Origin of the sequence: Arthrobacter sp. SO3 (genome assembly GCF_020532825.1) — a bacterium.
GTDB lineage: Bacteria > Actinomycetota > Actinomycetes > Actinomycetales > Micrococcaceae > Arthrobacter.
In genome coordinates this window covers 16457-27588 of the sequence record NZ_MQTS01000024.1, presented here as the reverse complement: position 1 = coordinate 27588, position 11132 = coordinate 16457, and the positions used below count along the sequence as shown (strand labels likewise).

Annotated in this window: 11 protein-coding genes; 4 read left to right on the top strand and 7 right to left on the bottom strand. The window is 67.5% G+C overall.

From position 1 onward, the window contains the following. Positions 1-28: 28 nt before the first annotated feature. Both efeO and efeB read left to right on the top strand, forming a co-directional pair. Positions 29-1216 carry an iron uptake system protein EfeO gene (efeO, locus tag BJQ90_RS03085; RefSeq protein WP_226758846.1) on the top strand — a complete coding sequence of 396 codons (1188 nt, stop codon included), beginning with the start codon at positions 29-31 and terminating at the stop codon, positions 1214-1216. Further along, positions 1213-2481, top strand: a complete 1269-nt coding sequence (efeB, locus tag BJQ90_RS03080) for an iron uptake transporter deferrochelatase/peroxidase subunit (protein WP_226758843.1) — start codon at positions 1213-1215, stop codon at positions 2479-2481. Before efeO ends, efeB begins: the two co-directional genes overlap by 4 nt. A 272-nt stretch (positions 2482-2753) precedes the next feature. On the opposite strand, the gene BJQ90_RS03075 is transcribed toward efeB, so the two are convergent. From BJQ90_RS03075 to BJQ90_RS03065, 3 genes are all read right to left on the bottom strand, one after another. Next, positions 2754-2915: a 2-oxo acid dehydrogenase subunit E2 gene (locus BJQ90_RS03075; RefSeq protein WP_226758842.1), complete on the bottom strand. Its 162-nt coding sequence runs from the start codon at positions 2913-2915 to the stop codon at positions 2754-2756. A gap of 238 nt (positions 2916-3153) precedes the next feature. Continuing rightward, entirely contained in the window at positions 3154-4026 is an 873-nt protein-coding gene (gene htpX / locus BJQ90_RS03070; protein WP_226758841.1) for a zinc metalloprotease HtpX, read from the bottom strand. 51 nt (positions 4027-4077) lie between these two features. Next, positions 4078-5349 carry an MFS transporter gene (locus tag BJQ90_RS03065; RefSeq protein ID WP_226758840.1) on the bottom strand — a complete coding sequence of 424 codons (1272 nt, stop codon included), beginning with the start codon at positions 5347-5349 and terminating at the stop codon, positions 4078-4080. A gap of 193 nt (positions 5350-5542) precedes the next feature. Between BJQ90_RS03065 and BJQ90_RS03060 the strand changes: the two genes are divergently transcribed. Further along, on the top strand, positions 5543-6034 hold the full coding sequence (locus BJQ90_RS03060) for a Fur family transcriptional regulator (RefSeq protein WP_226758839.1): 492 nt from the start codon (positions 5543-5545) through the stop codon (positions 6032-6034). After that, positions 6034-7539, top strand: coding sequence for a catalase (locus tag BJQ90_RS03055; RefSeq protein WP_226758838.1), 1506 nt, complete (start codon positions 6034-6036; stop codon positions 7537-7539). Before BJQ90_RS03060 ends, BJQ90_RS03055 begins: the two co-directional genes overlap by 1 nt. 99 nt (positions 7540-7638) lie before the next feature. On the opposite strand, the gene BJQ90_RS03050 is transcribed toward BJQ90_RS03055, so the two are convergent. From BJQ90_RS03050 to BJQ90_RS03035, 4 genes are read right to left on the bottom strand one after another with little or no spacing between them, the layout of a single operon-like run. Next, complete coding sequence (locus tag BJQ90_RS03050) at positions 7639-8514, bottom strand: ABC transporter ATP-binding protein (protein WP_226758837.1); 876 nt, start codon at positions 8512-8514, stop codon at positions 7639-7641. After that, a complete protein-coding gene (locus BJQ90_RS03045; RefSeq protein WP_226758836.1) occupies positions 8504-9277 on the bottom strand; it encodes an ABC transporter permease in 774 nt (257 codons plus the stop codon). Before BJQ90_RS03045 ends, BJQ90_RS03050 begins: the two co-directional genes overlap by 11 nt. Then, entirely contained in the window at positions 9274-10116 is an 843-nt protein-coding gene (locus BJQ90_RS03040) for an ABC transporter permease (RefSeq protein WP_226758835.1), read from the bottom strand. The genes BJQ90_RS03045 and BJQ90_RS03040 overlap by 4 nt, the downstream gene beginning before the upstream one ends. Beyond that, complete coding sequence (locus BJQ90_RS03035; protein WP_226758834.1) at positions 10113-11099, bottom strand: ABC transporter substrate-binding protein; 987 nt, start codon at positions 11097-11099, stop codon at positions 10113-10115. Before BJQ90_RS03035 ends, BJQ90_RS03040 begins: the two co-directional genes overlap by 4 nt. Positions 11100-11132: the final 33 nt, after the last annotated feature.

Genomic DNA, 11132 nt, shown 5'->3' with positions numbered 1-11132 from the left:
CACCCTACCCGCACCCCGAAGGACCCCCATGACCGCGTTCCGCACTCCCCCGCGCCGTTTTTCAGCCCGGCTCGGCGTCGCCGCCACCGCCGCACTGCTGCCCCTCACGCTCGCTGCCTGCACCGACAACGCCGCGCCCGCCGCCTCCACGGACGGCGCAGCAATCACGGTGTCCAGCACCAGCGGCGAGTGCAAGGTCTCCGCCGCCGAGGCTCCCAGCGGCAACCTGACCTTCGCCATCAGCAACAACGGGGACAAAGTCACCGAGTTCTACCTGCTCGCCGAGGACGGGCTTAGGATCCTGGCCGAGGTCGAGAACATCGGCCCGGGGATCACCCGCAACCTCGTGGCCACGGTTCCCGCCGGAAAGTACCTCACGGCATGCAAGCCGGGGATGGAAGGTGACGGCCTCCGCGCCGCGTTCACGGTCACCGGCACGGGCCAGGCCGTGACGGTCGACGACGACCTGCAGAAACTCACGGACACCGCCACCGGCCAGTACACCGCCTACGTCAAGGACCAGACGGAGCAACTGCTGGCCGGAACCCGGTCCTTCGCAACGGCGTTCGCCGCCGGGGAGACCGAGACGGCCCGCGACCTGTATGCCTCCACGCGCATGCATTGGGAACGGATCGAACCCGTGGCCGAATCCTTCGGCGACCTGGATCCCAAACTTGACCTCCGCGAGGCCGACCTGGAACCCGGAGAGGCCTGGACCGGCTGGCACCGCGCCGAGAAGGACCTCTTCGCCCCGGCAGGCTACACAGCCATGACCAGCGCGGAACGCGCCGGACTGTCCACGCAGCTCGTCGCGGACACCGAAGACCTCTACCAGCGGACCCGCACCCTGACCCTGACCACGGACAAGCTGGGCAACGGCGCCAAGGAGCTCCTCGATGAGGTCGCCACTGGCAAGGTGACCGGCGAGGAGGAAATCTGGTCGCACACGGATCTCTGGGACTTCCAGGCCAACGTCGACGGCGCCCGGATCGCCTTTGAGAACCTCCGTCCTGTCCTGGAGAAGAAAGATCCTGCGCTGGCCGCGGAGCTTGAGACCAGGTTTTCCGCCCTGCAGACCGAACTCGGGACCCATGCCCAGGGCGACGGATTCGCCTCCTACGACGAGCTCACCCCGGAACAGGTCCGGAAGCTCGCGGCGCTGGTGGACACCCTCGGCGAGCCCCTGTCCCGGCTGACGGCAGCCGTCGTCCTGTGAGCACGGTATCCCGCCGCGGCCTCCTCTCCCTTGCCGGGGCCGGCGGCGTCGGTGCGGCGGCGGGTCTGGCAGCCGGAATCCTCGGCCGCGACGCAGCCGCGGGACCCGCGGAGGTGCCGGCCGACACGGTGCCGTTCCACGGCGAGCGCCAGTCCGGCATCACGACGCCGGCCCAGGACAGGCTCCATATGGCCGCCTTCGATGTGATTACCGAAGACCGCGCCGAGCTCATTGCCCTGCTGAAGGATTGGACGGAGGCAGCCGCAGCCCTCACGGCAGGCCGGGAAGCCGGAGCCACCGGCGCGGTGGGCGGCCCCTATGACGCCCCTCCGGAGGACACCGGCGAAGCGATGGGCCTCGCTGCCGGGCGGCTGACGCTGACCTTTGGTTTCGGCGCCTCCCTCTTCGAAAAGGGCGGCAGTGCCCGCTTCGGACTGGAGGGCCGCCGGCCCGCAGCCCTCATCGACCTGCCGCATTTCCCGGGCGACCAGCTTCAGGAGCAGCGGACCGGCGGCGACCTGGTGGTCCAGGCCTGCTCGGATGATCCCCAGGTGGCCGTCCACGCCGTCCGGAACCTGGCGCGCATCGTCTTCGGGAAGGCGCAGGTCCGCTGGTCCCAGCTCGGCTTCGGGCGCACTGCCTCAACCTCACGTGCCCAACAGACTCCCCGCAACCTCTTCGGTTTCAAGGACGGCACCAGCAATGTGAAGTCCGAGGACACCGGTCTCCTGAATGACCATGTGTGGGTGCCCGCCGGGGCGCCGGCCCCGGAGGCATGGATGGACGGCGGCAGCTACCTGGTGGCACGCCGCATCCGGATGCACATCGAGATCTGGGACCGGACCTCGCTGCGGGAGCAGGAGGGCCTGATCGGCAGGACCAAGTCCGAGGGCGCCCCGCTGTCCGGCGGGACGGAGTTCTCCGCCCCGGACTTTGACGCCCCGGGCCGGGCCGGCGAACCGCTGATCGCCACAAGTTCCCACGTCCGGCTGGCGCATCCATCGCACAACAACGGCGTGCACATGCTCCGCCGCGGCTACAACTACACGGACGGCTCGGACGGGCTGGGGCATCTGGACGCCGGGCTCTTCTTCATCGCCTTCGTCAAGGATCCGCGCACCCACTACGTGCCCATGCAGCTCGCCATGGCCCGGAAGGACACCCTGGCCGTGGAATATCTGGAACACACCGGTTCCGGCCTGTTCGCGGTCCCTCCTGGCGTGCAGCAGGGCGGGTTCGTGGGCGAGCGACTTTTCGCCACCTGACGCAGCGCCCGGGCATCCCCTGTGCCGCGAACCCTGACCCGCGGGCCGTCCGGATCCGGAAGCCTCCGGATCCGGCCCGAGCTCCGGATCCGGCCCGAGCTCCGCGGGCACTTTGGTGCGGACACGCCGTCAACTGGGGCGCCGCCGTCGAACATTGCGCCCAAAGTGCCCCCGGGCGGATGCAACCCGAGCCGCCCCGACAAGCCCGCACACCACAACGCTGCCAGCCACCCCCCTGCGAGGAAGCAGCCGGCAACTGTGAGGAGGGGGTGCTAGACCAGGTCGAAATCCAGGATGGCGGCGTCGCCCGGGTTGCGCATGGGCATGCCCGCATCGATGCCGAAGACACCTATTTTCGTTGACGGAAATCGTGCCGCGATGCCCAGGGTTACGTGGTTGTCCCCCGCCGGAAAGCGAGCCGGTTGGAGCAGCAACCGGATGCCCGTCCGCGGCGCAGAATGTCCCTCGATGCGCAAAAGCGCTGGCGCACCGGGTATTCCGGCGCGTGGGGACTTTGGCGCCGCACGCAACGGGAAACGCGTCGCGGAACGAAGTCCGCGTCGCCAGCCCAAGTGCGAGGCGCGGAACGAAGTCCGCGTCGCCAGCCCAAGTGCGAGGCGCGGAACGAAGTGCGCGTCGCCAGCCCAAGTGCGCGGCGCGCAACCTGCCTGCCTAGCCCAGCTCGCGGCCGGCCATCCGCTCGAGCCGGCCGATCCGCTCGCTCATCGGCGGGTGCGTTGAGAACATTTTCGCGACACCCCCGGCGCGGAACGGGTTCGCGATCATCAGGTGCGAGGCATTGACCAGCCGCTGGTCCTGCGGCAGCGGCGCCAGCTGCACGCCCTGCTCGATCTTGCGCAGGGCGGAGGCGAGCGCCAGCGGGTCTCCGGTGAGTTTGGAGCCGTCCTCGTCGGCGTCGAACTCCCGGGTGCGGGATATGGCCATCTGGATCAGCGAGGCAGCAAAAGGCGCCAGCAGGGCCATGGCGATCGCCGCGATCGGGTTAGCGTTGCGCCGGTCCCCGCCGCCGCCGAAAATCAGGAACATCTGGGCCACCGAGGTGATGACGCCGGCGACGGCGGCAGCCACCGAGGAGGTCAGGATGTCCCGGTTATACACGTGCATCAGCTCGTGGCCCAGCACGCCGCGGAGTTCGCGCTCGTCGAGCAGCCGCAGGATGCCTTCGGTGCAGCACACCGCGGCGTTTTGCGGGTTCCGTCCGGTCGCAAAGGCGTTCGGGGCCATCGTGGGCGAGATGTAGATCCGCGGCATCGGCTGCTGTGCCGCGGCGGAGAGCTCCCGGACAATCTGGTGGAGCTGGGGCGCCTCGGCCTCCGTCACGGGATAGGCCTGCATGGACCGGATGGCGATCTTGTCACTGTTCCAGTAGCCGTAGGCGGTGGTGGCGACGCCGACCAGGGCCATGATCCAGATCGGTGCGGCGCTGCGCATGCTGGAGGCCATCAGGGCGCCGAGGAGCAGCAGCACCGCCCACAGCACACCGAACAGGGCGGCGGTCTTCAGTCCGTTGTGATGCTGGTGCACTGTTCCTCCAGAAGTCGTCCCAATATCGACCCGTACAAGGAAAACGTCCCGCTACGGCACCGGGTTCCGCGCGTCGTACTTCAGGAAGCCCGACTGCGAATGCGCCACGGCCCACGCCACCGCGATGCACAACAGGCCGCCCAAAAGCAGGACCCAGCCTTCACTCAAAATCTTAGTCCCACCACCGGCGAGCATGTCCCCCACCCGCGGCCCGCCGGCCACCACCACAATGAACACGCCCTGCAGCCGGCCGCGCAGGTGGTCCGGCGTCGAGGCCTGCAGGATCGTGGTGCGGAAGACGGCACTGACCGAGTCGGCGATGCCGGCCAGCCCGCAGCACAGGGCCGCGGGCAGCAGCCACCAGGTCACCCCGCCGGCGCCGGCGTTCCCGGCGAGCACGACGACGAGGCCGAACCCGGCGATGGAGGCGCCCCAGCCCATCACGGACCAGACGACGGCGGTCCCCTGCCGCCGCACGGCGCCCAGCGGACCGGAGAACAGGCCGGCCAGGAACGCGCCGACGGCCGTGGAGGCCAGCAGGATCCCCACCGTGGTTTCGCCGCCGCCGATCATCACCGCGCCAATCGCGGGCAGCAGCGCCCGGGGCTGGGCGAAGATCATGGCGACGAGGTCGATGATGAAGGTCATCCGCAGGTTGGGGCGGGTGCCCAGGAAGCGGAAGCCCTCGACGACGGAGCGCAGCCCCGCGGGACGTGCATGTTCCCCCGGCGGCATGGCGGGCAGTCTGAACAGCGCCCAGACGGCGAAGGCGAAGGTGGCGACGTCGATGGTGTAGGTCCAGGCGAACCCGACCGTGGCCACCAGCACCCCGGCCAGCAGCGGCCCGGCCGTCAGGGTCAGCCCGAAGCTGATCATGCTCAGCGCGTTGGCGGCGGGCAGGAGCTCCTTGCGCACCAGCAGCGGGATGATGGCGCTGCGGGCCGGCTGGTTGATGGCCTGCGCACCGCTCTGCACCGCGATCAGGACATAGAGCAGCCAGACGTTGCCCAGGTGCAGCCAGGCCTGGAGCGCCAGGCAGGCGGTGGTCAGCCACAGCACCGAGGAGGCCAGCAGCGCCACCTTGCGCCGGTCATGGGCATCCGCGATCGAGCCGCCCAGCAGGCCGCCGAAGACCAGCGGGACGAGGGCAAAGATGCTCAGCAGCCCGACGTAGAGGCTGTCCTGGGTGAGCCGGTAAACCTCCAAGCTCACGGCCACCAGGGTCAGCTGGCTGCCCACGGATGCGACGGCGGAACCCAGCCACAGGCGGCGGAACGCCGGACTCTCGCGCAAGGGCGTGATGTCCGCCAGATATTTCCCCACCCGGATACTCTAGTGGGGCCCGGCGGACCGGCCGGTTACCCCGGTGCGCGCCGCACGGGCCGGGACGGCACTATGTCCTGGTCTTAGGGGTGGCGCAGTTAGGCGCTCCATAGTTAGGGGCGTCGTCATTAGCGGCGGCGTAATAAGCCGAGCCTTATTATGACCGGTTCATAATAGGTGCTTGAATGGGGTCATGACGGAGACGGCGGGCACCCACGAGGCATGGGCTGCCGCCCTGCGTGCCCACGGCCGCCGGGTGACCAAACAGCGGCTGGCGGTTCTCGCCGCCGTCGAGCATCACCCGCATTCCCCCGCCGAGCACATCCTCGCCGCCGCCCGCCAGGACCTTCCCGAGCTGACCGCGCAGTCCGTGTACGTGGTCCTCGGTGATCTGACCGATCTGCAGATGCTGCGCCGCTTCGAGCCGCCGCACTCCCCCGCCCTCTACGAGACGCGGGTGGGCGACAACCACCACCACGCCGTCTGCATCAGCTGCGGCCGGGTGGAGGACGTCGAGTGCGCCGTCGGACATGCGCCGTGCCTGACGCCCAGCTGGGACAAGAACGCCCGGCCGATGACCATCCAGATCGCCGATGTGCTGTACCAGGGCATCTGCCAGGACTGCCAGCGCACCCAAAAACTTCCCTCCACATCTGAACAGCAAGAAATCAACAAAGGAGAATGATGACTGCGAACCTTTCCGCGCCCATCTCGCACACCGCGACCACCACCCAGACCGGCGCCCCCGTCGCGTCCGACGAGCACTCGCTGACCGCCGGGGCCGACGGGGCCACCGCGCTGCACGACCGTTACCTGGTCGAGAAGCTCGCACAGTTCAACCGCGAGCGGCTCCCGGAGCGCATCGTGCACGCCAAGGGCGGCGGCGCCTTCGGCACCTTCACGGTGACCGGCGACGTTTCCCGCTTCACCCGCGTGGCGGCATTCCAGCCGGGCGCCCAGGTCGGCACGGCCATCCGCTTCTCCTCCGTGGCCGGCGAGCAGGGCTCCCCCGACACCTGGCGCGACGTCCGCGGCTTCGCGACCCGTTTCTACACCCCCGAGGGCAACCTGGACATCGTGGGCAACAACACCCCCGTGTTCTTCATCAAGGACGGCATCAAGTTCCCGGACTTCATCCACTCGCAGAAGCGCCTCCCGGGCTCCGGCCTGCGTGACGCCGACATGCAGTGGGACTTCTGGACCCTCTCCCCCGAATCCGCCCACCAGGTCACCTACCTCATGGGCGACCGCGGCCTGCCCCGCTCCTGGCGCGAGATGCACGGCTTCTCCTCCCACACCTACCTGTGGACGAACGCCGAAGGCGAACGCTTCTGGGTCAAGTACCACTTCCGCTCCAACCAGGGCGAGCACAACATCACCAACGAACAGGCTGCGCAGCTTGCCGGCGAGGACGCCGACTACTACCGCCGCGACCTGTACGAGGCCATCGCCGAGGGCAACTTCCCCAGCTGGGACCTGCACGTCCAGGTCATGCCGTATGAAGACGCCAAGACCTACCGCTTCAACCCGTTCGACCTGACCAAGGTCTGGCCGCACGCGGACTACCCGCTGGTCGAAGTTGGCCGCTTTGAGCTGAACCGCAACCCCGAGAACTTCTTCGCCGAGATCGAGCAGATCGCCCTGTCTCCCGCGAACGTCGTTCCGGGCCACGACATTTCGCCGGACAAGATGCTGATGGCACGTGTGTTCTCCTACCCGGATGCCCACCGCTACCGCGTCGGCACCAACTTCAACGAGCTGCCGGTCAACCGCCCGGTCTCGCCGGTGAACAACTACTCGCAGGACGGCTCGCTGCGCCACGGCTACAAGCCGGCATCGGCTCCGGTCTACGCCCCGAACTCCTTCGGCGGCCCCGTCGCCGATCCGGCCCGCGCCGGTGAGGGTTCCTGGGAGTACGACGGCGCCCTGGTCCGCACCGCTGCGACCCTGCACTCCGAGGACAGCGACTTCGGCCAGGCCGGAACGCTGTACCGCGAGGTCTATGACGAAGCAGCCAAGGCCCGCTTCCTCGACACCATCACCGGTGCTGTGAGCGGCGTGCAGAACGCCGGCATCAAGGAACGCGCCATCCAGTACTGGACCAACGTCGACGCCGAACTCGGCGCCAAGCTGCGGGCCAACCTGGGTGCAGTCGCTGTCTCCGACGCCGAGGCAGCCAACAAGATCTGATCGTCCGCTCCAAGACACAACACCCCGCCACGGATCATCCGTGGCGGGGTGTTGTGTTGCCGGCGCTACTGGGGTTTCTGCCCCTACTGGTGTTTCCGGCTAGGCGACGTCCGCGCCCGAGGCGGTCGCCGGCGTCGGACCTGCGGCCGATGATCCCGCCGCGGCCGGGCGGTGCCCCTTCTTGGCGAGCTGGATCTGCTCGTAGACGTGGTGGCGCAGTTCGGTAAAGCGCGGCAGGGACCGCGTCTCGAGCTGGTCGCGGTCCGCGGGCAGGTCAATGGTGATGTCCTCCTGGACCACTGTCGGGGAGCTTGAGAGGATGATGACCCGCTCGCCGAGGTACACGGATTCGTCGATGTCGTGGGTAACGAACAGGACCGTGATGCCCAGCTTCTTCCATACGGTGCGGATCAGGTCCTCCAGGTCCGCCCTGGTCTGGGCGTCCACGGCCGCGAACGGCTCATCCATCAGCAGGACCTCGGGCTGGTAGGCGATGGCGCGGGCAATCGCCACGCGCTGCTGCATGCCGCCGGAGAGCTGCCAGGGGTAGGACCGCGGGACGTGGGACAGGCCCACGGCCTCCAGGGCCTCATCCACGAGCCGGTCGCGTTCGGCCTTGGGGACGCCCTGGTTTTTCAGCGGCAGTTCCACGTTGGCCCGGACCCGCATCCACGGGAACAGCGAGCGTCCGTACTCCTGGAACACTACGGCCATCTTCTTCGGCGGCCCGGACACCCGTTTGCCATCCAGCAGCACTTCACCCTCGGTCGGGGACATCAGCCCGGAGATGCATTTGAGCAACGTGGTCTTACCGGACCCGGAGGGCCCCACCAGGCACGCCAGCTCCCCGGCGCGCAGGTCGAAGGTGAGGTTCCGCACGGCCTCCACATCGCCGCCGTCGGTCTGATACACCTTCTTCAGCCCGCGGACGGAGAGCATCGCTTCCGGGGCCGCTTGCGTTGGGTCAGGCTGCATTTTCTACCTCTTTCTGGCCGTGGTACCAGCGCAGGATGTTCCGCTCGGCCCACTGGAAGATGAATGACATGCCGACGCCCAGTAGTCCGAGCACCACGATGCCGGACCACATCTCCGGAATGGAGAAGGAACGCTGGAACTGGACGATGGTGAAGCCCAGTCCCGAGGACGAGGCGAACATTTCGGAAATCACCATCAGGATCAGCCCGAGGGACATTGACTGGCGCACGCCGGCCATGATCTGCGGGCTGGCGGACGGCAGCACCAGGTACCGGACACGTGCCCAGCCGTCGATGCCGTAGGTGTGGGTGGAGTCGGAGAGCACCGGGTCGACGGCGCGGACGCCCTCGATCGTGTTCAGCAGCACCGGCCAGACGCAGCCGGAGATGATCACCGCGACCTTCATGGTGTCGGTGATGCCCATCAACAGAATGAGTACCGGCACCAGGACCGGGGGCGGGATGGCGCGGAAAAACTCCAGCGTCGGTTCCAGCAGCGACCGGAGCCATCTGACCGAACCGATCAGGACCCCGCCGACGACGCCGATCACGATCGCCGCGCTGACGCCCGCCACGAGCCGCCCGACGCTGGGCAGCACATCCGTGAAGAAACGCTCACTGAACCAGACCTCGCCGAACGTTTTGACCAGGCTGGCCGGGGTGGGGACGAAGAAATTGACCGTCCCCAGGGTGGCGGCCCACCAGATCAGGATCAGCAGCATCGGCAGACCCAGCAGGTAGCCGAGATTCTTCAAGGTCTTCATACAACCACCTCGGAACGGACCGACGAGTGCCAGGCCAGGGTCTTCTTTTCGATGAGGCGCATCACCAGGTTGATCAGCACCCCGATCAGGCCGGTGGCGAGTACCAGGGCGTACATGCCGGAGATGGCGCCGCCGGACTGGGCCAGTGCGATTTCCCGGCCGAGCCCCGGGGATCCGATAACGAGTTCCGCCGTGATGGCCAGGACCAGCGCCACCGCGCCGGCGAGCCGTACGCCGGTCATCAGGTACGGCAGGGCGGTGGGAAAGACTACGTAGCGGATCCGGGCCATCCTGCCCAGGCCGTACGTCTTGGCCGTATTGTTGGCGACCATATCGACGTCGGCCACGCCGTACAGCACCTGGATCAGGACCTGCCAGAAGGCGGCATACACGACCAGTAGCAGCGAGGACTCGATCTTCACGCCGAAGAGCAGCACGGCCAGCGGGATGAGGGCCACCGAGGGGATCGGGCGCAGGAATTCAATCGTGGAGTTGGTGGCTTTCCGCAGGAAGTTGCTGGAGCCGATGATGAAGCCAAGCAGCACGGCTGCCGCCACGGCCATCAGCAGGCCCAGGAACCAGGCCTTCATGGTCTCGCCCACCGACACCCAGAATGCCGTGAGTCCGAAGTCGACCACCAGGGCGGCGATGACTTCGCTGGCGGGCGGCAGATAGTTCGCGTTGATGATGCCGAGCCGGGGAATGAGCTCCCAGGTGAGCAAAAAACCCAGGATCCCCGCGAGGCCGAGCAGTTGTTTTGTTGGGATCTTGCGGGCCTGCCGGCGGTGCCGTTCCACGCTGGGAGCAGCACCGCCGGAGGCTGGAGTCCGGGAACTCACGGGAGGAGTTCGTCTGCGTTCGGAGCCTTGCTCAGCGTGCCGTAGTTGGCGGCGGCGTCGCCGAGGGTCTTGAACGCTTCCTTGTTGAAGTCGACCCGGTACCGCGGCAGCACGATCTTGGCCCGGGCGGCATCGTCGATCTTGGTGTAGGTGCCCACGATGTCGCGGACTTCCTGCGGGTGCTGCTGCGCGTATTCGAGCGACTTGTTCATGGCCCGGGTGAACTTCTGCGTGAGATCAGCCTTGTTCTTGATGGTGTCCGACTTGGTGAAGTAGCCGGCGATATCCAGCTCCGGGCTCATCTCGACAAAGTTCCACGAAACCACCTTGCCGCCCTCGGCCACAGCCTTGGACAGGAAGGGCTCGAGGATCCACGCCGCGTCGACCTGCTTATTGGCCAGGGCCGCCGGGGCGTCCGGGAAGGCCACCTCGACGAACTTCACGCTCTTGGGGTCCCCGCCGTCCTTTTCGACGGCCGACTTGATCGTGGTGTCGCCAATGTTGGAGAGGTTGTTCACCGAGACGGTCTTGCCGGCGAGGTCCTTCGCGGACTGGATGTCCGATCCTGCCGGCACAACGACGCCGCCGATATCCTTGCCTGCCTCACCGGTGGTCGACGCGCCATTGGCGACAAACTTCAGGTCGAGGCCCTTGTCCTTGGCGACCATGACCGAGATCAGATTGGAGAAGGCGAAGTCGAAGCTGCCGCTGACGACGCCGGGGACGATCGCCGCGCCGCCGGTGGCGGTCTGGATGTCCAGCTGGAGTCCCTCATCCTTGAAGAAGCCCTGCTTGTCGCCGAGGTAGATGGGGGCGCAGTCTACGATCGGAATGACTCCGACACTAACCTTGGTCAGGCCCGCACCTCCGGAGGCGCCGGCCGAGGCTGTTCCGCCGCCCGTGGAGCTGGGCGAGCCACTTCCGCAGGCCGACAGTCCCAGAACGGATGCGGCTGCCAAAATGGCAATAAAACGACGTTTCATGTTCACTCCTATGTGCCCATTGGCATGGGAGTG

Coding starts and splice junctions, on each gene's coding strand:
- BJQ90_RS03045 (WP_226758836.1), bottom strand. CDS start 9,277: ATGAAGACCTTGAAGAATCTCGGCTACCTGCTGGGTCTGCCGATGCTG.
- BJQ90_RS03055 (WP_226758838.1), top strand. CDS start 6,034: ATGACTGCGAACCTTTCCGCGCCCATCTCGCACACCGCGACCACCACC.
- BJQ90_RS03050 (WP_226758837.1), bottom strand. CDS start 8,514: ATGCAGCCTGACCCAACGCAAGCGGCCCCGGAAGCGATGCTCTCCGTC.
- BJQ90_RS03035 (WP_226758834.1), bottom strand. CDS start 11,099: ATGAAACGTCGTTTTATTGCCATTTTGGCAGCCGCATCCGTTCTGGGA.
- efeO (WP_226758846.1), top strand. CDS start 29: ATGACCGCGTTCCGCACTCCCCCGCGCCGTTTTTCAGCCCGGCTCGGC.
- BJQ90_RS03060 (WP_226758839.1), top strand. CDS start 5,543: ATGACGGAGACGGCGGGCACCCACGAGGCATGGGCTGCCGCCCTGCGT.